The following is a 22,439-nucleotide window of genomic DNA, read 5'->3' as shown; positions in this document are numbered from 1 at the left end:
GAAATAAAAATTATATGATTATTTCTAACATATAGTGGTATCTATGGTTAAGCAGTATACTTAAAATAAATTTTTAGATATGGAGAAACATTATGAAGAACTTATTAACGTTATTAAAGCAAGGAAGCCGCGCTTCTTTTACTGCAGCAATCGTCAACTTAGTTATAGCAATCGCTAAATTTTTTGCTTACATACTCACTGCAAATGTAGCGATGTTCGCTGAAATGATGCACTCACTTGGTGATGCAATCAACCAATTTTTCGTATTTATCGGATCCAGCCTTTCAAAGAAAGCACCAACTAAACGATTTCCGTATGGATTCGGACGTCTAGTTAATCTCGTTTGTCTATTTGCTGTCGTATTCGTCGGAATTTTATCGTATGAAACAATCCGTGAAGGTATCAATCACATTATTGAACCATTACCTGGTGATACTGACGTGACGAACTTGGTTATTAATATTACCGTATTAGCTATTGCCTTTTTCTTAGAACTTTTTGTTCTTTATAAAGCAGGTACAGAATTACTTGAACAAGCAAATCAACCAGAAGGTGGTATCAGACCTATCACGACAGCATATATTCATATGAATCGTGCAAAGCCTGCTACAAAACTCGTGTTTTTAGAAGATACAGTAGCAATACTTGGTGGTTTACTAGCTATTTTTGCAATATTACTAGGATTCTTCACTTCAATCGATATCGGAGAAGGAATCGCTTCAATTTTAATTGGTTTGATGATGTTCTACATTGTTTATAAAATATTTATGGAAAATGCCGCTGGTGTTCTTGGAGAACACGACCCATATATGGAAGGGCAAGTATCAAAAATTATTTTAAACAATCCAAAAGTAAAAGATATTAAAAATCTAATCATTTTAAAAGAAGGAGATTCCTTACACATCGAAGCTGTTGTTGAAGTCGCCAAAGATAAAACAATTGAACAGGCATCTGATATAAGAGAAGAAATCGAAGAAATACTATATAAACAAAGTCATGTGACTGACGTGAACTTAGAGTTTGCTGAAGATGATGGCAATCGAGCATGGCCAGAAACACAAAATGAATTGGATCAACCTAAACGTTAAATTGTTTCACGTGAAACAATTTATCAATAAAACGGCGTTATATCCCATATAGATATAACGCCGTTTTTTATCTTCTAACTACTCTCTGAGCAAATATATAGTAATATTGAATGTAATATAACAAAGAGGAGCCGATAAAATGAAAGTCTATAGTGCTGTTAAATTACCCGAACATATCATTAACTTACTGAATGAAAACAAACATGATTTAATGATGCATGACGAGTTAACAACACCGAGCCAAGAAGATATGTTAAATCATATTCAAGATGTGGATGCCATTATATCAGGTGTCAATACACCAATTAATGCAGAGTTAATCAAGTCTAGTCCTAAACTAAAAATTATAAGTAACGTCGGTGCGGGATATAACCATATAAGCTTAGATACAGCAAATGAGCATAATATTGTCGTTACGAACTCACCCGCTTATGAATCGACTGCCTCTACCGCTGAACATGCAGTGCTCCTTACACTAGCATTATCACGTGATTTAAAAGCAGCAGAACAACTGACTCAAGATAATAAGTTTGAAGGTTGGCAAGTGATGGGTTATTTAGGCGGCAATCAAATGAGTGGGAAAACTGTAGCCATCATCGGTCTTGGAACTATCGGCCAACATATCGCTAAAATATTAGAGGCATTTCAAATGAACATCTTATATGTGGATCTCGAAAAAAAGGATGTAGTTTATGAGAGAAAAACATTAGAAGAAGCATTGCCAATTGCCGATTTCGTTATACTTCAGATGAATTATACAAATGACAATCATCATATGATTAACAAAGATACATTGCAATTAATGAATTCGTCTGCATACCTCATTAATAATGCACGTGGTGGCATTGTAGATGAAGAAGCACTCGCAGATGCGTTAGATCAGAAGGTAATCAAAGGTGCAGCACTCGATGTGCATGAATATGAACAGAAAATCAATCAACGATTACGTAATAGAGATAACGTCATACTATCACCACATATCGGTAATGATACTGTAGAAGCGCGTCATGCAATGGCTGAAACGGCAATACAGCAAGTCATTAAATTCTTTAATAATGACGCGTTGGATCACCAGGTTAATAAGTAAATACAACACTATAACGGCAATATAAAAAAGGGCTATCGCTAGCCCTTTATTCGTTATAAATTATTCTTCAGAGTCTTCAACTTCTGTTTCCTCTTCAGCATCTTCTTCTGTTTCAACGTCTTCTTCAAGGTCATCAGTTTCTACACCATCTGTCTCAATATCTTCTGTTGGTTCAGCTTCGTCATATGAAATCTCATTAACTTCTCTGAATTCTTCTACAGTTTCATACTCATCAAACGCTTCAAAGATAACCCCAACTTCAACAGTAATTCTACCTGATTCATCTGCGTTAAATGCATCTGCAAACATACCAGTGTGTGTTAGTAGACCGCTTTCTTTATTAACTAACGATATTAGTCCAAATGTTTTTGTTTCTTCATCTATGCCCTCAAATGCAAAGCTATCTTTTTGGTTAATAATCTCTTCTACTTCATCTTCATCACTTTCAACTGTAACAATGTAGTGCTCATCATTTTCATAGATTGTTGCATACTCTTCAAGTTCAAGAATCAGGCTTTCTAAATCTTCGTATCTGTAATAGAAGATTTCATTAACATCACCTATTGACTCTGTTAATGATGACTCCTGTGCAACACCACCTTCATACATGATCAATTCATCTGTTTCTGAATTACCATATACATTCGGGAACAGCTGATCTTCTTGCAATAAGAATGTTTCAATCTCTACATTCTCACCCGACTCTGCAATAATCGCATCCATTGATGTATAATTTTCTTCAATGAGTGTCTCAGCGTTCATGTCTCTAATTGCTACACCTAAGTCTAATAAAGCGACATATGTTTCAAAGTCTTGAGTTTCTCCTAAAATCTCAGATAAAGTAACATCTGAAGCTTCATACTCTGTTTCAGCAACTAAGCTGATAACATCATTTGCAATCACTGTGTCTTCTGACCTATCTTCGAATAAATCCGTTTCCGTCTCAGTTTCTTGAGCATTTGCATTTACCGCTAAAGCACCAATTGCTGTAATAGATAATACTGTCGTAAATAATTTCTTCATTATAGCCCTCCAAGGTTATGATACTCAATCTATACCCAATAAATTTATGATTAAAGGGATAAAGTGAAGATTTATTACTAGTAATTTTTACCAATATCGCTTATCTCCCGCTTTAACTTCACTAATTTTTGGAATTCTTCTTCTAGTTCTGGAGTGGCTTCAACTGATAAGTCGCTGAGTACCTGTGATATTTTATTTTCTATTATTAATAGCTCATTTGCATCATCACTACTATCATTAACCGCCATTGACTGATCTACAAGTGCCTTATCTACTATTTTAAACTCAAGCGTACATATGTTATCTATAAAGCGTCTATCATGAGATATAACAATAACTGTGTTTGGATAGTGTTCAAGCATACTCTCCAATGCTTCGACAGCATCTATATCGAGAAAGTTAGTTGGTTCATCCAGTACAAGTACATCGCATGCCCCTACTAATACTTTAACGAGCTGTACTTTAATACGTTCACCACCAGATATCCACTTCACCTGCTCAAACACTTTGTCTCCTTTTATATTTAATCGTGATAACATCGTTCGAATCGTAGTTGCGTCATACAAGCTATCTTCTTGGACATTCTCCATTATAGATTTCTCGGTATCTAAACTTTCGAGTTGTTGATGGAAGTATCCGACGTTTATATGATCATTTTTACTGAGCACTTTTTTGAGCAATGTCGTTTTACCAGAACCATTTGGCCCCGTTATAGCGACCTTTTCGTGATTTCGTATAAATAGCTTCGCATCATGTATTAAAAGACGTTCCCCCACCGTTACATCGCCTTCATAACGCAATACAAATTTCTTTCCGAACTGTGTTGCATCGTGATTATAAAAACGAACCTCTCGCACTTTATCTGGTTGATCCACTTCCTCTAGTCGGTCCATTCTTGACTCAAAAGCCTTGGCAGATTTAAACAATTTCTTCTGTACTTTATTGAAGTAAGGACTAGAACCATCATCACCATGATCATAAGAACCTGGTGCCACATTAGATCTTGATGCTTGGTCTCTCTTACGCGCTATTTTCTTTTCTATTTCATTTTTCTCATTGATATACTGACGATATTCTTCTTCATGTCTTTTTTTTCTATGCTCTAACACTTCTTTATAATGGGTGTAATTTCCATCATATGCTTCTAACTTGTCATCATCGATTGCCCATATCTTTTTAACAACTGCATCTAAAAAATATCGATCATGTGATGTTATAATTACAATACTCGGTAATCGCTTTATTTTCTGGATTAACCAATCTCTATTATTTTCATCTAAGTGAGTCGTCGGTTCATCCAAGAGTAAAATACTCGAAAGAGAGTTCATCGCATCGAGCAAATATTCCTTCGTTACCTCTCCACCACTTCGATCAGCCGTCTTTGGTTTAATCTGTTCAATCAGTCTTGCATCATCTATAGTATCTTCAATATGTTTCAATAATGTCGTCTTACCGCTTCCATTCTTACCAACAAGACCAATAATCGTTGGCTGATTGATTAGAACTTGTGGCATTTCAAATAATGGTTCACCTTGAATTTCAAATACTTGATTTTTAATTACTAGCATAAAAAATACCCCTATTCATAGTCAGAATAAGGGTATAGAAAATAAACTCAGCGAGTGAATTTAAATATAGAAATACTTAAACTAATCCTTATTCTGACAAATTTTTCGCACACTAAATAAATATAGCGACTTTTGTGCATTCATTTGTCTTTTGGTTGAATAAGAATTAATTGTACATATCCCTGCAGTTCACCACTTTCGTTTTGTTGGAATTAATATAACATCAACAGATTTTATTGTAAAGAATCATGATGCATTGTAACATGCTAATGCATATCTATATAACGTTGTATTATATATCGTTTCTACCGACACTATATTAATTTTAATCGATATATTTTTGTGTGAATAGATGTTTCAAAACCAAAATTTTCATAAAACTTTTCTGTAATCATATCATTAACATCGATGCGTAAATATGCTTCCGTTATATCGTCATGTTGAAAGATAATTTTTAAACCCGCATTCATGAGTTCACTACCTAATCCTTGATTTCTAGCTCTTTCATCGACGCCTAAGTAACTAATCAAACCATCATTGAATTCTTCTTTAACAACTGTGTGTATAAATCCTATAACGTTATTTTCATCGTTATGAGTGACTTGTACTAAATGTTCTTCAACATCAGTCTCTGGATAATAATTAAAACGATAATCTGGAAAAACTCGTCCAAATAGTTGTTCAACAGAATCTAACTCATGTTCCTCCATCACACTCACTTGTGGAGCATCATTCATTTTGTAAGATTCTCTTGGCAGGACTAAGACATAATTTTCTTCGTATAATACAGCACCAATCTCTTCTACGAACAACAATGCAACGGCGTTATCTCCATTGATAGCGAACTCTAAATATTTCATGTGAGCGATTAGATGACCTAGTGCAAAAGCAAAAAGTTTTTGCATCATCGCAATATCATAACCTTTTGTAAAGGGACCAATAACCTCCGTGTGTGCACCACTCGCATCAAATATAAAAAGACATTCTATCTCACCATCTTCTTCTGCAACATAAACCGTTTCTATTTCAGGATTATCTATTGCGATGTGCTCGATTTCAAATCGAATACTATCTGGATGATTATCCATATATTCGATCCGATGTTTATTTTCATTACTTAACTCAGCAATATAATCAACTAACTTGTCTATTGGATAACCCTTTACAAAATTCATTGTCATCCCACCTCTAGATTTGAATTAATTTTTAACTAATTTTAGTTTCTTATCTTCTATTGTATAGATAACATCCGCAACATTATCCACAAATGCTCTATCATGAGAAACTAATATTATCATACCTTGATAACCTTTAATAAAATCTTCTAGTGCATTAATTGTCGTTATATCGATAAAATTCGTTGGCTCATCTAATATTATAACGTTAGAATGCTTGAGGAATAACAAAGCTAACGTCAGTCGTGTCGCTTCTCCACCACTTATATCGCTAACTGACTTATTCAGCTCTGTCTGATTAAAATTAAGTCTATCCAGTACTGATCTCACAAGTGGTTCTTCTTGTCCCGAAGCTTCCATTACATAGAATAAAACAGATTCAGTTGAACCTATTTTATAATCCATCTGTTTATACGTAATGATATTCAGTTTTGGAGATTTTTCTATATCGTCGTTATTCATAATTTCGTGAAGTAGTGATGATTTCCCAGCTCCATTTGGACCAGTTATTGCGATCGTTTTTCCGAATGGGAATTGAAAAGATGTGTTCTCTAATAATAGTTTTTCTCCTCGTACTATGGACAGATCTTGAGCGATAATCGGAAACTTATTATGAATCACTTCAGATTGCTTTATCGGAAACTTAATCGTACGCATCTCTTCTGGTAAGTCGACTTCCTCAAGTTGTTCGATTCGACTTTCTATTGCTTTTGCTTTCTTATGTGCGTTCTTTTGAACAGTGTCCTTTTGCTTTGATTGAGCAAGGCGACCGACGTTATGTGACTTTGCTTGACTCTTATTGTAGTTACTCATCTTATTCGCATATGCCTGTTGCTTAGATGCTGCATTCGTTAGCCGTGCACGTTCTTTTTGTATCGTTTCTGATTTAGCTTCCAGAGTCTTTTTCTCTAATTCTTTCTTTTCTAAAAATTCGTCATAATTACCGTTAAAAACATTAAGCTTGCCTTCTTTAACTTCCCATATCTTATTCGCTATTTTATTTATAAAGTGGCGATCATGACTGACAAAAATTAATGTGCCGTAATAATATTCTAGTTGTTCTATCACAAGGTCAATGCTGTCTTTATCTAGATGAGTTGTCGGTTCGTCCAATAACAAACCCATTTTATATGTGCTGATCGCTTCTATAATTCTTAATTTTGTTTGTTCTCCACCACTTAGTTGCTTATTATTTGGTACATTAAAACGACTTAATAGCTCAAAATCAATCGTCTCATCTATAAAACTAGGCTCTGCGATCTGTGGTAAATAGTTAAACGATTCATCGATCATAACGTCTCCTGAATCGGGCGTTATATCGTTATTAATGATTTTGAGTAACGTTGATTTACCGGCACCATTATTACCTATTATTGCTATTTTATCTCCAATGTATGCGGATAGTTCATCGATCTTAAATAGTGTTCTTCCTTCATAGACTTTTTTCACATTCTTTAACTTTACAGTACATTGATTCATTCTAAAGCACTCCTTAAACATGCTTAGAACAAATTTTCACAACAAAAAAAGACAGTCCTAGACCATCTCTCAAGTGTGTTATTAAAAAAGGACATACTTATCCCGTTGAGAAAATTTAGTTCTAGACGTATTAATAATTATTTAATTATTGGGCATTACGTCTGTTCCAAATTCTCATAAAGTACATAAGTATTCCTCCTCAATATTAGTTACTAGTACTATACCATAATATTACCGAGATAATTAAATATGGAAACTTTTATTATTGGGAAGATTTATTCATGAAAGGTCAAGGTAAAGTTATATTGGTAGGTATGGGTAAACTTGATACAACTTTAAACTTTTCTTCTATGATTACTAAACAAGTAACTGTAGTCGGTAGTAACGGTGGTAACCCACAAGATATCACTGAAATCTATGAGTTATTCACAGATGGTAGTGTAAAACCTCTGTAACTGAAATTGCTTTCGATGAAATTCCTGATGAATTTGAGCGTTTAGAACGGCACGAAATTGCTGTACGTTTAGTTGCAAATATGGAGAAATATTCCAAACTTTAAATTTCCTCTACAGAGCTTGTAGAGGAAATTTTATATAATCTATACTTCCTTAGCTGCTTCTATTTCAGCATCTACTTGTGCATTTAAGTCTCTAGCACGCTTAATCACTGTTGATCTCAGCGTTAATACAACGACTAAGATTAGTGCGGCTCCACTTACTATATTTACAGTGGCATACATGCCCGTGTCATAGAGCACACCATATAGTATCGTACCAATTGGACTTAAACTCATTGCAAACATATTAAATGCGCTTAGCGCTCGCCCCTTAATATGTTGTGGAATACATTTTTGAAGAAATATCCCCGCAGGTACATTGATAAACTGCAAAGTCACGATAATTGTAAAACCAACACATGCGATGTAGACAAAGCTCATCCATACTTGCATATCAATATAAATTGGCAATGCATAGATGAAATAGAGGGTACCTAAAATAATAATGCCAAATTTGACTTGTAGTAGGGGATTCTTGAAACTTTTCATGTTCGCGATTGTTACACCAGCAACAAGCACACCAATACCAGCAAGTGCATTTACTAAACCGAGAGTTTCTGGCTCAAATCCAAGCTCTACAATCATCATAATTTCTGGGAATACTGAAATCGGACCGACAAATATATTAATTAGAGATACTGTTATCAGTATTGATTTGAATACATCACTTTTAAATAAAAATGAAAATCCTTGGCTGACATCTCGTTTGAACTTGTTGACTGCACCATCAATTGATTCATCATCCGTCTCATAATTTGCTTTATCGTAATATAGATCGAATTTTACCAGTAAGTTAATAGCAGCTGAGAATATCGTCGCAATCATGAAGATGATAACGATGCCTTGAAATCCTAAGAGTCCGAATAATACACCACCGAGCACAGGCCCTAAGATAGGCACTGCCGATAAAATACTCTGTGTATATCCCATGACCTTTTGTATGCGTGCTTTATGGAACATTTCTGTTATCGCTGCTTGGAATGTATTAGAAACAAAAGGACTGATTAAGCTCGTTAATAACGTCGTTATATAAATGGCGATTAATGATACTTCTACGATTTGTGTATAGGCAAAAAGCCCGATAATTACACCAGCAAACAGCCATTCACCAGTAATAATTGTCTTTCTCTTATTTCCTAAATCACTAATTAAACCAGCAAAGGGTAGTAATATAAGAGAGACAACAACGGAAATCGCTAAGTTTATTGAGAAGTAAAATGCAGAACCTGTTTCATACAAAATAAAGTAGGAAACTGCGAACAGGTAAATATAATTTCCTGCAGTTAAAATAAAGCGACTCAATATGTAGAATAGGAAGTTAACACGCTCTTGAACTGGTACATTTCTGTCAAAAATCATAATTTCACCTCGTTTGTTTGATACAATCAAACTTTATGCTTATAAGTATGTCAAAAGTATAATTGGATGTCAAGATAAAGTTTGGTATAATCAAACTAAATAGGATGGAGTTGAAATAATGTCACTCGGAAATCGTATAAAATCATTACGAAAACAAAAAAAAATGACTCAGTCTGAATTGATTGATGGCTATCTCACAAAAGGGACATTAAGTTTAATCGAAAACGATAAAACATTGCCGTCAATAGAAACATTGCAAAAGATCGCTAACAAGTTGGGAGTTTCTGTGTTCTATTTAACACAGGAAGGGGATGAGGCATGGACTGAAGAGATGGCTGAACATTTCAAGGACTATTTTTTAAAGTTCCCTTATGATGAAATCGAAGAGAAAATCTTGCCAAACAAAGATCGAATCTTCACAAATGACAAAGGTCTTTTTTTATTATCAATGTTGCGATACTACTATAGACTTAATCAGCAGCATGTAGAAGCAGACAACTTACACCAAACCATTTACAAACGACTAATAGAAAATGGACTGAGACATCTAGCGATGAGAGAGCTGATTGATCATGCCTCGTCAAAACTATACTCATTGGAGTATGAAGACGCATTGCGCACGTTACAACAGCACAAAGAAGAGATATTATCATTCAAACAGCATGATTCAAAAATCGAACTCTCATATCTGTATATTGAATCAATTCTAGCGTCTGCAGTAGAAAATCACGCTTTGTTTGTAGAAAGTTCAGAGAGAATTGAAGCATTATCCTTTGAAACGTTACAGTTCCAACATTATCTTGATGCAATCCGTATCATGGCACTGTACTATACCTATGTTGATGAGGACGATAAAAAGCTAGAATATGTCAGTAAAGTAAAGAAATTTCTAGAGTTTTCGCCGGATCCTGTGAGAGAAATAGAATTTCGATATGAAGATACGCTTTACTCAAAGTATTCATTAATTGAACAACCGGATGACATTGTTGAAAAACTACTCGCATACAAAGAAAGATCAATGGATACAATTGATACATTCGTCAGTAATGATACTGGAAAAGTAGAGTATCTCAAACTTACCCTTAAGAGTTTAGATTTGGAAATAGAGTACTTACAAGGTAATTACGAATTTGTCCTCGAACACTTCGATAGAAGTCTCTATACTTTCAAAATCGCGTTACATCCAATTGACCGTATTGATTTGAAAGTACGAACACTTGTCTATGCACTATCATTGTATAAAGTCGGTCGAATAGAAGAAGCAAAACAAGAAATTATGATTGTAGAAAATGATTTGGGTCCACTGATGAATTCTATTTATGCCGTTGAAATACGTAAAATAAAAGAGATGATATATAGCTAAGAACAAACGACAGCATTATAATGGTATGCAATATAACGTTGTAATGTTTAATCTTTTCAAAAAGGTAGGAATTTACTATGAGTTACAAGAATTATAAAGAGAGAGTCATTAAATACAGACGATATTTACACCAGCACCCTGAAGTATCTTTCAAAGAATTTGAAACGATTAAGTATATTAAAGGCATTCTTGAACAGATGGAGAACTGTACGATTGAATCGATTACAGATACAAGTGCCGTTGCTATTTTCAATAAAGGAAAGGGTAAGAAGATTGGTCTGCGTGCAGATATCGATGCATTACCTATAGAAGAAGAGGCTGATGTGGACTATAAATCATTAAATAAAGGTGCGATGCATGCATGTGGTCATGATGGACATACAGCAACATTACTCGGCGCATTATGGTATATCAACGATTATATCGAAGCATTTGATAATGAAATCGTCGGCATATTCCAACATGCTGAAGAGCTTATTCCAGGTGGGGCACGTGAAATGGTAGATACGGGATACTTTGATGACTTTTCTTTTATCTATGGTCACCACTATTGGACATTAACTAATTACGGTGATATTGACGTTAAATATGATCACGCAAGCGCTAACTCGGACTTATACCATATCGAGATCATAGGGCATGGTGGTCACGCAAGTACACCACAACTAAATCTTGATCCGATTGTTGCAAGTACGCAGTTTATCAATAACATCCAGACCATTGTCTCTCGGCATGCTGATCCTTTTAATCCGGTTGTCGTGTCAAACACAGTATTTAATGCAGGTAATGTCGGTTCAGAAAATGTAATACCTAGCAAAGTGTTTCTCGGCGGTTCTGTCAGAACACTGCGTCAAGAAGATCGTCAGTTAGTTAAAGAACTACTCGAGAAAAACTTAGAACAACTCAAATCACTCGGTTATGACTATACGTTAAAATACACAGATGGTTATGACTCTGTTATGAATAATGAACAGGTCACTGACTATGTCCGGTCTATTGTAGAAGAACATTTCCCGGGAGAACTCGTCAGTGAACGACCGATGATGGGTGGGGAAGACTTTAGTGCATTTAGCAATAGAGTGCCGTCATGCTATGCATTTATTGGTGCAAAAGCGCCTGGTTATGACTATAACCATCATCATCCTAAATTCAAGTTGCTCGAGGATGTATTTGAGAAAGGTTTTAAAATGTTTATAGAAGTGGCAAGAAACGGAAGTAAAGTACAATTGAATTAAATAATCCAAATAATAAGCACAGACTTTGAAAATCAAAGCCTGTGCTTATTTGTTTTAGAATGGACCATACTCAATGAAGAACGCGATAACTAGCGTCACTGCACCAATTAAGTACCATAATAATAAGAGAGGCCAAATAAATTTCAACCAATCAGTATACTTAATTTTTGCGATTACTAGTGCTGCCATGAAGTAACCCGAAGTTGGATAGAATATGTTCGATAATCCATCACCATATAAGAATGCGAGCACTGAAGTTTGACGTGTCATATCTGCAAGGTCAACAACACCGATCATAATCGGCATCGTCGCAGCAGCCTGACCACTTCCTGATGGGATGAAGAAGTTAATAATACCTTGAACAACCATCATCGCAACCGGCACTAGCCATTCCGGCATTAATGTAACGAGCATACTTAAACCGTTGACGACAGTATCCATGATCAAACCGTCTTCTAACATGATAGAAATTGCACGTGCAAGACCGACGATCAACGCACCAAGCAGTATCGTTTTTACACCTTCATTCATTGCTTCTGCAATTTTTGAAGGTCCCATACCAGCTATAAAACCGATGATAATACCTGTAAAGATATAGAATCCAGCAAGTTCGATAAAATACCAGTTATACTGGAAAATTCCGAACAACATAAATCCTAATAACAGAACAAACACTATTGTTGCAATCATCGCACGCGTATTCATCGGATTGCCTTCGACCATACTTTGTTCAATGAACTCATTGTTATCAACATTGTCAGAAATCAATGATTTACTCGGATCGTTCTTAACTTTTCTCGCATAATACATAACGAACAAAATACCCACCGTTGTCATGACTGCAAGGACGATTGCACGATAACCGATACCTGAGAATAGTGGAAGTTCAGCAATCGTTTGTGCTGTACCTAAGTTCGCTGGGGCAGTCAATGCTACGGTAAAACCGACAACTGTGGCAATAAGAATCGCACCCGTCGCTGCCATTCTGTCATATCCTAATCTTAAGAATAATGGCAGTAGGGCAGGTATAAATATTAATGAAGACTCAATGTTACCCGTCAGTGATACAAATAATGCGAGTGGCACGATAACAACAGGGAATATCAACATCCCTTTGTTACCAAAGTTCTTGATTAAAAAACTAATGATGTAACTAATAACACCAGCTTTTTCAAGAATTTTGAACATCGCACCGATGGCCATGATACCAAAGATGATGATTACCGTTTCTTGTACACCACGAGGAATCGCAGTCATAAAGTTAAGAATACCAACTGGACTTTGTGTCACATACTCAAATGTGCCAGGAATAATGACCTCACGGTCATCAACTGTTTCCCTTTCAAATTGACCTGCAGGAATGATATATGTCGCAATCGCTGCAAGTGCTGTTAATGTAAAGAGTATGACGTAAATGTGAGGAAGTTCAAACTTCTTTGTCTTCTGTACGTTCTCTTCTGATGAAACTGGTTCTTTTACCATAAGTCGCAACTCCTTTTTAATCCATTTTTAATCTGTCTTATAAAAGACTATCATATCGGGGGTTTGTAAAAAATAAAACCCTTTTTGATGAAGTTTCGAAAATTTCATAGTTATATTGAAATAATATAAAATAATTTCAGTTGTTTATTATCCTTTAAAGCATAGTTCTTGAAAATTAGATTATTTACATTTTATGGCTTGTTTATTGGATATATGAACTGGGAATATACCAACTACCATTTAAGAAAATGGAGGAGTAGTTATTATGAAACTTTTAAAAACAGGTATAGGTTTATCACTAATGTCGGTACTCGCACTTAACGTGAATGGAGAAAACGTAGCATTTGCACAAGACGATGAGGACAATAGTGATGCGGACACAGAAGAAGTAGAGGAAGAAACAGAAACTCAAGATGTAGAAGACGATACTGAAACTCAAGAAGAATCGAGTGAAGTGAATACAGATGAAGCAATTGATTTTGAAACATTAATTGAAAATGGCTATGCAGCACAAGATGAGATTGAGAATCTTTATCTTGAAACAGCAATTTCAGTAACTGTTGCAGATGTTGATAATGAATCTTTAACACGTGAATGGTATCAGAACGATGGAGATGTTGTCCTTTCTAGAACGGAAATGGAAAACCCTGATGGTTCATTAACAATAATGGTGAACAATGGTGAGGAAATGCTAGTGTATACTGAAGGACAAGAACAAGCATTCCGAATTCCAATAAGCGTATCTGAAGAAGACGATGCAGCTGAAGGTGAAGAAGATACTGAAACTGAAGATGAAAGTGGTATTGATGCACCTGAAACAGAAATGGAGTCCACTGCAATCACTGCATCTCAGTATTTAGAAACACTTGCAACAACATATGATATAACAGTTGAAGGAACTCAACAAGTTGGAGATCGTGATGCATACAAAGTGAACTTAGAACCTATTGAAGATGCAGAAGGTGCTGAATTCGCTTCACCAACAACGATGTGGATTGATACAGAGTATTACATCATCTTAAAACAAGAAATTGATGATGGTTCAGACTCAGTTATCGGTTCTGAATATGTAACACTTGAAATGAATGAAGAAGAATTTGAAGAATCATTATTTGAATTAGAATTACCGGAAGGTGTAGAAATTCAAGATGGTGTAGAATCACTTGAACCCACTGACGGTGAAGGTACTGAAATAGAAGATTCTGAAGAGAATGATGAATCAGATGAAGAAGATGCAAAGTAATTAATACTCATTACCCTTTGGGTCCCTTGACTCAAGGGTTTTTTAAGTTTCTTTGAGTAGAAGGTGCTATACTAACGGTATCATGGAAAAAGTTGGAGGGATTCTTTATGGCAAGTTATGAAATTGATAAGGAAACACGTCAATTCACGTTTGACAAGTCGCACGAACCAGCTTTACGCGTTGTACCTGGAGATACAGTGAAGTTTAATACGGTAGACTGTTTCTCTGAACAGATTCAATCCAGTGATGATCTTATTGGAGACATTGATTTTGATCAAGTTAACCCGGGAACAGGACCTCTCTTCGTAGAAGGGGCAGAACCTGGTGACGTTTTAAAAGTGTATATCGATGATGTAAGTGTTGCTGACAAAGGGGTTGCAGTGACATATGGTGTTGGTCCTTTAAAAGAGAACTCAGATATACGTACGAAGATTATAGAAATTGATAATGAACGAGAAGTTGCGTTCTTTAATGACATTGAAATACCATTACGTAAAATGATTGGAGTCATTGGCGTTGCGCCAAGTGGAGAGCCAATCGGTTGTGGACGCATTGGTGACCACGGTGGTAACATGGATAACCGCTTGATTAGAAGAGGTGCTACTCTATATTTCCCAGTAAATGTATCTGGTGGATTATTGCAAATCGGAGATCTGCACGGTGCGATGGGAGACGGCGAGTTAGATGGCGCAGGATTAGAGTGTAGTGGGTCAGCAACTGTTACTGTAGACGTTATTAAAAACGTTGAGCTAGACCGCCCAGTATTAGAAACAGAAGATCGTTGGTATACGACAGCTGCACGTGACACATATGAAGAGGCATTGTCGTTATCGATGAAAGATATGCAACGACTGATGCGTGAACCATACGGTTGGGATAACACTGATATTGATTTGTACTTAAGTCTCGATGGTCATGTAGAAGTAAACCAAGGATGTGACCTTGAAGCAATGCAAATCAGTTTACGTGTCGGTATTCCCAAACAAGAAAATAAGAACTTAATCTAAAAAAGAGCCGATCGGCTCTTTTTTACTATCGATGATACCATTGCGGTATAACGTCGTTAAAATTATTGTATTGCTTATATAGTGACTCTGTCTGTCGTTTCATCGTCGTTATTTCATCATCACCGAATCGTAACGCCCATGGTAAAGCCGATAGTGCGTTGGTTGAGGTGTACAGACACACCATCTCCCAAAATTCATGTGGAATCACATCATTAAAGTAGGCATCTACAAGACCGGATGCAAATGTAGGACTGACGTCATAACTAAATGGCAGACGGTTAAACTCCTCCCAAGCATCACCAACATCATGTCGATCAAAATCAATGATGTAAATAACACGATCTTTATCAATTAACATATTCCCTAAATGATAGTCACCATGATGCACAACTTGAGGTGTTGCTGATAGGTTTTTACGATACGTTTGAACCGCTTCAATCAATTCCTGATCTCTATCGTATTTCAAAGGGCAATTTTCATACATCTCAAGCTTCTTATCTATCTTTCGATTAAACAACACATCCCAATCGAGTCCGGTGGAATAAGTAGTAGAAAATTGGTGAACTTTTTGTAAATAGTGACCAGCTTTTCTTCCTAAATTGTATTGTACATCCTCAGAATAACTTAAAATTTTATCGAGTAATGGTTCAACTTCTATCCATTTGAGTAGGATAAAGTACCGCTCATTATTCAAACATGGTCCGTAATCGATCAGAGTTTGAGTCGGAATTCCTGCATGCATTGCTTGCTCTATAATTTTCACTTGCCGCTGTGCACGTGATGCTTTGTCTATGTTAGAAAGTCTGAGCAAATACTTACCACCTGACTTTGTCTCCACAATAAACTTATCATCATCTGACCAACCTTCATTAAAAGTGTAGATAGCAGTCGGTTCATACTTTTCTAACTGTCGATGTAACGCCTCTATAATGCTCTCCATATTGACCTCCATGAAAAAAATAACCATCTTTTATAAGATGGTTAGAGCAGTTTTTCTGTGATACTTTGTACTTGCTGCATCGCTTGTGACAAAGCATGCGTTTCTTGTACGAGTCGCTTTATGCGAATCTTTACATTCTCATTAATGATTTCATACTGATAAAAATCTTTCTCTTCAATAAATACATACGCGTTAACAACATGTGCCTTCATGAATGAAAGTATTGGTTTTAATTGTTGTTCTGCAACTAAATAATGCTTTGAAGAACCCGCTGTAACGAGTATACCGACCACTTTGTTTGACAATGCTTGTTGTGGCAATAGATCAAATACATTTTTTAGTGCTGCTGGAATGGATGCTTGGAAAACAGGTGTTCCGATAATGACTGCATCCGCATCGATAATCGTATCGATGATATGCTTCGTGTCACCTTCGTAGTCCGTGTAGTTTCTACCATCGCAAAACTGCATCGATAGGTTTGCTAAATCTAATATTTCTGTTTCTACTGTTTCATGTTGTGTTTTAAATTCTTCAGCAACATACTCCACAGCTTTTAATGTCTTCGTTCCGATATTCGATCCCGACAAAAATACGACCTTCATCTATAATCAATCCTTAGTTAATAATAGTAACATTCCTTTTTAAGGGTACACGAGTCCATTTTATTAGACAAATGAGTTGTTTGTCTTTTATGAAAAATTAGACTTAGGTATTACTTAATTGGTTACTATTCACGAGAATTGATCCATTCTGTTATGTGCTGACTCGCTTCTGTCGCACCGATATGTGTGACATCTAACTTCATGTAGTTTTTCTCTTTAATTTCACCATCCAATGAATTCATACGATGTTTATCCATAGAACGTACTAATTCATTGTGGGAATGCTCAAGGTTACGCTTCGATGGTTTTTTCTCCAATCGATAAGCTGACGTATTTCTTTTAATTCTCTCCTCTAAATCAGCTGCCAATTCGACAAAGTACAGTTCATGATGTTGTGCGCTAAATATTTGTTTCATTTCACCTACCGCATCCCAATCACTTTCTAAATTAAATGCCCAAACAAACGTAAACACGATACCACGATGTGTTTCATCTTTTGCGATATGTTTAAATATGCCCATCCTTAAATCATGGGACAATTTAAATGTATCTTCATTCCATCCGATATATGGCCATATCACGTCCAATGTCACGTGGTTATGCAAGAGTGGGATATTCAATGCTTGGCCGACTTTTTCTCCAATTGTCATCTTGCCCACAGCTTGAGGGCCGAATATGAGTACGATTTTCATATACTACCTCGATATCTTATTTTTTGTCCAGTGCAATTTTAATATGTGCTAAATGGTGATTAGGATGCCATGCCAGTTTAGCAAACTTCGTTGCCACTGAGATTTCTTTCTCATTTTCCAGTGTGAGTATTCTTAACAGCTGTTCCTCGCTGATTCTCTCACCCATCTCAACGATTCGTGCATTGAGCCCTGCCAAGATGAGGAGGGATGGTTTTATCGGCATGTTACTATCAGCAAGATTGATAAATTCATCCTGATTAAATCTCGGTACATTCGGACGATCATCCGTTAAAGCGAGTTTTAAACGATGAAACATTCCAATCTGAGAGTCTGCAATATGATGAACGAGCTCCCGCACTGTCCATGCATCGTCACGATAGCGCTTCTCTAGTTCTTCTTCACTTAATCCATCGACGATTTCATTTAGCCGTACGACATAACCTTCGATGTCTACTAACCAAGACTTTAAGTTTTCCACCGTTACTACTTCAGGTAGTTCTAACTGACCAATCGGAAATTTTACATCCATTAGAATCATCCTTTTTAAAATATTATATATCTATTATCTCTTACCTATACGCACAATTAAAGCCGAGTACTTTATCAGCATGCATAAAAATAGCCAGAACCTCACAACAAAATGTGTGTTCTGGCTACTTAACTAAACGCGAATGGCAACGTCTCGTGTATAAACATAATTTAGAATTACTAAGATGATCACATATATTGTGGTTACAATTAACATACCTACACCATTACTTGTATTTAGGATATCAACGATATATGGGTCCAGCGTATCTGGCGACATATTAAATACCACTGTAATAAGAATCGCAAGTGTACCTGCCCAACTATTACGATAGAAGCCCATACCGATTAATGTCCCAGCGAGATACGCTAAATACGTCTGGATAAACACTGTAATAATGTTTAAGACCGGATGCATTTGTAATTCAATGATACCCTCTGTTCCCGTGAATGGTAGTAGATTTACTAATAATCCCACCAATAGTATTGCTGCTACCAATATAGCCGATATGATTAATCCAGAAAGGAGATTGGCTTTGTAGAATTGTTTTCTTGTAATCGCTAAGCTAAATGCCCACGATATATAGCCACCTCCGACAATGATTCCCATGACTAACATAAACACTCGGTTTGCATTAAGCCCAATTGACGTATATGACATTGAATCTAGCTCTGCTGAGCCAAAAATTAGAAATAATGCAATATATATAAGTGTGAAAATCGCGACATACCAAGCCATCCCGAAAAATCCAGCCCAATTTAAATGGTTCGTTGCAAGTCTTACTCTATTATTCTTCATACTGCTCTCCTTCCTATTTATCGTCCGTCATATTGATAAATAAATCTTGTAATTTTATTGGTGCAAATCTAATATCTAATTCATCCATTTTTTGCATTTCTTCTTCTGTAATTTGTCCTAAAATTGAAACTGCTCTCGTCGTGCCAAGTGTGCGTGAATGCAGGACATTTTTATCTGCTGAGAATTGCTTGATTGCTTCAATGTGTCCTGTCGCTTCATAACCACTTTCTAGGAAAGTATCAACCGTTTCATTGACTAGAACTTCACCGTGATGAATGATCGTAATTTCATCAAACAAGTAATCCATCTCAGATACCATATGTGTCGATAATACGATCACACGATTTTCACGGTCTTTTGCATTCAATACTTGCTTATAAAACTTTTCTCTCGACGGTGCGTCCATACCATTCGTTACTTCATCAAACAGCACGACCGGCGCCATCGTTGCAAGTCCCATAATTGCCTCTATGACAGAAGCTTGACCTTGCGAAAGCGAACTCATCTTTTTGTCTCTACTGATTTTGTATTCAGCAAGCAAGTCCTCTGCATAGCTCATATTGAAATCTGGATAATACAGTTGACGTAGCTCAAAAAATGCTTTTATTGAATCTGTATCGTCGTTATAATTCGATTGGTGAAAGAAGTTCACAAGTGGCAAAACTCTTTCATTCTCATACGGATTCTCACCAGCCACTGTTAACTCACCACTTGTTACTTTTTGATACGTTGCAATCAGTGAAAGTAACGTTGTCTTACCTGCACCATTACGTCCAAGCAATCCGTAAATTTTACCAGGCTCAAAATTAAGGTTAATATTATTTAAAATTTTTTCCTTCTTAATGTTAAAGTTAACATTTTTAAACTCTACGCTGACCATATTCATCCTCCTTCACACGTTCGATTAATTGGTTGAGTTCTTTTTCTTTTAATCCAAGTACATACATTTCATTAACCATTGGCTTTACGTAGTCCTCTTTAAACTTCTTTTTACGTTCTGCAATTAATGTTTCTCTTGCTCCATCAGCAACAAACATGCCGACACCTCTCTTTTTATAAATTGCGCCTTGATCTACGAGTTGATTGACACCTTTAGAGACCGTTAAATGATTTACTTTAAAGAAAGTAACCATTTCGTTTGTTGATGGTACTCGATCATGTGGCCTGAGTGACTTATCAATAATTTGATCGCTAATCCAATCTTTAATCTGTTCATAGATTGGCTTCCTCTCATTCAGCATTCCATTCAAAGTTGTACCTCCTCATATAGTGTTATACTTATGTATATAACAGTAACAGCATATATCTATCTTGTAAAGGGTTTTGAATAAAAAAATTTCCCTAATCGAAATTAGGGAATTAAAATATCGTTATTATTTTACTGTTGTACCTTGGTGAAAGTATAGTTTCCAATCGTCGTAATCCCTTAACCAGAGAGAGCTCCGGTTACTTTTCATACCTGAATTTTTGTTGAGTAAAGTATAAGTACAAAGCCGATTATCTTCCGATAATTCTTTAACAAAAAAATTTGAAATTTCGTACTCACTCGTATCTTTAAGTGGTATACCTTTGAAGTCACATAGGTGGTATATAGCACCAGATTGTCCAAATTCTTTAAATTCTGGATGGAGAACATCGACGTATTTTCCGCTATTACGATTCTCTTTATCCAGGTGATATTGTTCTAAATTAAGCATTGTTAACTTCAATAAATATTGATCTGCTTCAGAACGATTTTTAAAAACTACGATTTCTTTATCTTGATTTGCTTCTAATAACTCCAAAATCTTTGGACGAGATTCTGAATGAAATGATTTTATAAATTCGATAAACGCCGGATCTGTCTCTGTTTCTATCCATGGCATGTCTAAGCGTGGCTGTCCTTTACGCGCTTCAACTCCACTCAAACACGTTTCCACATCATAATCTAAAAAAAAGACCGTATCTGCTTCTTTCATGCGTAAGGGCATCGTACGTAAATAATTTCCATCGATGATCCAACAATCTGTTACTAGTACTCTGTTCAATCGTTCAATGAAGACTTCTTTTTCAACAACTGTCTTATCACTATTCCATTTCAGCATATCGAGGTAGTGTAGAGGGATGTCGATAATACTTTGTAGTTTTCTAGCAAACGTACTCTTACCACTACCTGGACAACCGATGACGATCACACGCTTCATAATATTCCCACCTGTTATCATAGTGTCATTAATTTTAAACTAAAATAACAAGTTTAGAAATAAAAAAAGCAACCGAGCTGGTTGCTTAATCACATTTCCATTGACCATCTTCCATACGACACGCTTCACCTTGGCCACCGATCATTTGGAATCCTGTATTCAATTGTAAGTTTTCTTTCTCAGCAATGTCTTCTAAAGTTTTTTCAATCACTTTTTGCGGTTGTGCACCATTAATCAAGTACTTATCTTCAACAATTAAAGCCGGTACACTATTGATACCTTTACTTCGTACAAAGTCTAAATCACTCTGAACATCTTGTTCCGTCTGTGGATCTTCGAATAATTGTTTCCATTGTTCAAAATCTAATGATGTGTTACCGATAACTGCTTCAATCACGATTGGGTCAGCGATATCTTTATTGTCTACAAATAGTGCATGTTGCAGAGCATCAAAAGCTTCCCAGTACGCATGCTCTCCACCGAATCGACCCGCTGCTTTTGCTGCAATGAGTGGTAGTTTAGATGTCGGGAACAAAAACTCTTGCTCACGCATACCTTCAATGTTAAATCGAGAAAGATCATCGTTTTGATTCGCTTGTTCCCAGTGTCCTAACACTTCAGGCTTAACAGCTTCATGAGAGCCAAACATTGCCTTGAAGTTAGATATGTCCCATGCGAGCGCAAAAGATCGATGTGTGATTTCAACATTATTATACTTCTCATCGATTTTTCTCATGCGAGGTGACATTGGAAAGCAGAAGCTACAAATGACATCATGAACGAATTCTATTTTCATAATTGAACGACTCCTAAATAGTTTTCTTATTAATAGTTATTATATGTAGGAAGAGTGGAGTTGGCGAGCAATCTGTTTAGTAGGAAGTTTATCAACTGTATAAAAGAGACTTGTTTCTTGGTGGGAAAATGGATTTACGGTTCAATGAGATGTGCTCACTGACACGCAGATTGATTTGCGTTCCAATGTGGATTGCTCACGGACACGCAGATTGATTTGCGTTCCAATGTGGAT

At 36.1% G+C, this 22,439-nt stretch carries 22 protein-coding genes; 7 read left to right on the top strand and 15 right to left on the bottom strand.

Features of this window, described 5'->3' with window-relative positions; genetic code table 11:
- The first annotated feature begins 92 nt into the window (after positions 1-92).
- Positions 93-1,088: a cation diffusion facilitator family transporter gene (locus BMW30_RS04410; RefSeq protein ID WP_091474298.1), complete on the top strand. Its 996-nt coding sequence runs from the start codon at positions 93-95 to the stop codon at positions 1,086-1,088.
- Positions 1,089-1,227: 139 nt separating this feature from the next.
- A complete protein-coding gene (locus tag BMW30_RS04405; RefSeq protein WP_091474296.1) occupies positions 1,228-2,175 on the top strand; it encodes a 2-hydroxyacid dehydrogenase in 948 nt (315 codons plus the stop codon).
- 60 nt (positions 2,176-2,235) lie between these two features.
- Here BMW30_RS04405 and BMW30_RS04400 read toward each other — a convergent pair whose 3' ends face one another.
- The 4 genes from BMW30_RS04400 to abc-f (BMW30_RS04385) form a co-directional block, all read right to left on the bottom strand.
- Positions 2,236-3,198, bottom strand: coding sequence for a hypothetical protein (locus tag BMW30_RS04400; protein WP_091474294.1), 963 nt, complete (start codon positions 3,196-3,198; stop codon positions 2,236-2,238).
- A 77-nt stretch (positions 3,199-3,275) separates the two neighbouring features.
- Complete coding sequence (abc-f, locus tag BMW30_RS04395; RefSeq protein ID WP_091474292.1) at positions 3,276-4,766, bottom strand: ribosomal protection-like ABC-F family protein; 1,491 nt, start codon at positions 4,764-4,766, stop codon at positions 3,276-3,278.
- A gap of 314 nt (positions 4,767-5,080) precedes the next feature.
- Positions 5,081-5,941: a GNAT family N-acetyltransferase gene (locus tag BMW30_RS04390; RefSeq protein ID WP_180366216.1), complete on the bottom strand. Its 861-nt coding sequence runs from the start codon at positions 5,939-5,941 to the stop codon at positions 5,081-5,083.
- A gap of 24 nt (positions 5,942-5,965) precedes the next feature.
- Positions 5,966-7,420 (bottom strand): ribosomal protection-like ABC-F family protein, encoded by a 1,455-nt coding sequence (abc-f, locus tag BMW30_RS04385; protein WP_091474288.1) that lies wholly within the window; start codon positions 7,418-7,420, stop codon positions 5,966-5,968.
- 314 nt (positions 7,421-7,734) lie between these two features.
- On the opposite strand from abc-f (BMW30_RS04385), the gene BMW30_RS10550 reads away from it, so the two are divergent.
- Positions 7,735-7,875: a hypothetical protein gene (locus tag BMW30_RS10550; protein ID WP_180366215.1), complete on the top strand. Its 141-nt coding sequence runs from the start codon at positions 7,735-7,737 to the stop codon at positions 7,873-7,875.
- A gap of 143 nt (positions 7,876-8,018) precedes the next feature.
- On the opposite strand, the gene BMW30_RS04380 is transcribed toward BMW30_RS10550, so the two are convergent.
- A complete protein-coding gene (locus BMW30_RS04380) occupies positions 8,019-9,335 on the bottom strand; it encodes an MFS transporter (protein WP_091474286.1) in 1,317 nt (438 codons plus the stop codon).
- A 118-nt stretch (positions 9,336-9,453) separates the two neighbouring features.
- Between BMW30_RS04380 and BMW30_RS04375 the strand changes: the two genes are divergently transcribed.
- Entirely contained in the window at positions 9,454-10,698 is a 1,245-nt protein-coding gene (locus tag BMW30_RS04375) for a helix-turn-helix domain-containing protein (RefSeq protein ID WP_091474284.1), read from the top strand.
- Positions 10,699-10,775: 77 nt separating this feature from the next.
- Complete coding sequence (locus tag BMW30_RS04370; RefSeq protein WP_091474282.1) at positions 10,776-11,933, top strand: M20 metallopeptidase family protein; 1,158 nt, start codon at positions 10,776-10,778, stop codon at positions 11,931-11,933.
- Between the two features lie 54 nt (positions 11,934-11,987).
- On the opposite strand, the gene BMW30_RS04365 is transcribed toward BMW30_RS04370, so the two are convergent.
- A complete protein-coding gene (locus tag BMW30_RS04365; RefSeq protein WP_091474276.1) occupies positions 11,988-13,415 on the bottom strand; it encodes a YfcC family protein in 1,428 nt (475 codons plus the stop codon).
- A 265-nt stretch (positions 13,416-13,680) separates the two neighbouring features.
- On the opposite strand from BMW30_RS04365, the gene BMW30_RS04360 reads away from it, so the two are divergent.
- A complete protein-coding gene (locus tag BMW30_RS04360; RefSeq protein ID WP_091474274.1) occupies positions 13,681-14,658 on the top strand; it encodes a LolA-like protein in 978 nt (325 codons plus the stop codon).
- Between the two features lie 107 nt (positions 14,659-14,765).
- Positions 14,766-15,665, top strand: a complete 900-nt coding sequence (locus BMW30_RS04355; protein ID WP_091474271.1) for an acetamidase/formamidase family protein — start codon at positions 14,766-14,768, stop codon at positions 15,663-15,665.
- 25 nt (positions 15,666-15,690) lie between these two features.
- On the opposite strand, the gene BMW30_RS04350 is transcribed toward BMW30_RS04355, so the two are convergent.
- From BMW30_RS04350 to BMW30_RS04305, 9 genes are all read right to left on the bottom strand, one after another.
- On the bottom strand, positions 15,691-16,605 hold the full coding sequence (locus BMW30_RS04350; protein ID WP_180366214.1) for a phosphotransferase family protein: 915 nt from the start codon (positions 16,603-16,605) through the stop codon (positions 15,691-15,693).
- A 41-nt stretch (positions 16,606-16,646) separates the two neighbouring features.
- Entirely contained in the window at positions 16,647-17,207 is a 561-nt protein-coding gene (locus BMW30_RS04345) for an NADPH-dependent FMN reductase (protein ID WP_091474267.1), read from the bottom strand.
- A gap of 125 nt (positions 17,208-17,332) precedes the next feature.
- Positions 17,333-17,899, bottom strand: a complete 567-nt coding sequence (locus tag BMW30_RS04340; protein WP_091474265.1) for a hypothetical protein — start codon at positions 17,897-17,899, stop codon at positions 17,333-17,335.
- Positions 17,900-17,915: 16 nt separating this feature from the next.
- A complete protein-coding gene (locus tag BMW30_RS04335; RefSeq protein WP_091474263.1) occupies positions 17,916-18,428 on the bottom strand; it encodes a YfiT family bacillithiol transferase in 513 nt (170 codons plus the stop codon).
- A 132-nt stretch (positions 18,429-18,560) separates the two neighbouring features.
- A complete protein-coding gene (locus tag BMW30_RS04330) occupies positions 18,561-19,226 on the bottom strand; it encodes a hypothetical protein (protein WP_091474261.1) in 666 nt (221 codons plus the stop codon).
- Positions 19,227-19,239: 13 nt separating this feature from the next.
- Entirely contained in the window at positions 19,240-20,106 is an 867-nt protein-coding gene (locus BMW30_RS04325; protein ID WP_180366213.1) for an ATP-binding cassette domain-containing protein, read from the bottom strand.
- A complete protein-coding gene (locus BMW30_RS04320) occupies positions 20,087-20,467 on the bottom strand; it encodes a GntR family transcriptional regulator (protein WP_342707585.1) in 381 nt (126 codons plus the stop codon). Before BMW30_RS04320 ends, BMW30_RS04325 begins: the two co-directional genes overlap by 20 nt.
- 132 nt (positions 20,468-20,599) lie before the next feature.
- Positions 20,600-21,409 (bottom strand): hypothetical protein, encoded by an 810-nt coding sequence (locus BMW30_RS10735; RefSeq protein WP_245705631.1) that lies wholly within the window; start codon positions 21,407-21,409, stop codon positions 20,600-20,602.
- A gap of 85 nt (positions 21,410-21,494) precedes the next feature.
- On the bottom strand, positions 21,495-22,205 hold the full coding sequence (locus BMW30_RS04305; protein WP_091474255.1) for a DsbA family oxidoreductase: 711 nt from the start codon (positions 22,203-22,205) through the stop codon (positions 21,495-21,497).
- Between the last annotated feature and the right edge of the window lie 234 nt (positions 22,206-22,439).

The organism is Aliicoccus persicus (genome assembly GCF_900110815.1).
Lineage (GTDB): Bacteria > Bacillota > Bacilli > Staphylococcales > Salinicoccaceae > Aliicoccus > Aliicoccus persicus.
This window is presented reverse-complemented; position numbering and strand designations above follow the sequence as displayed.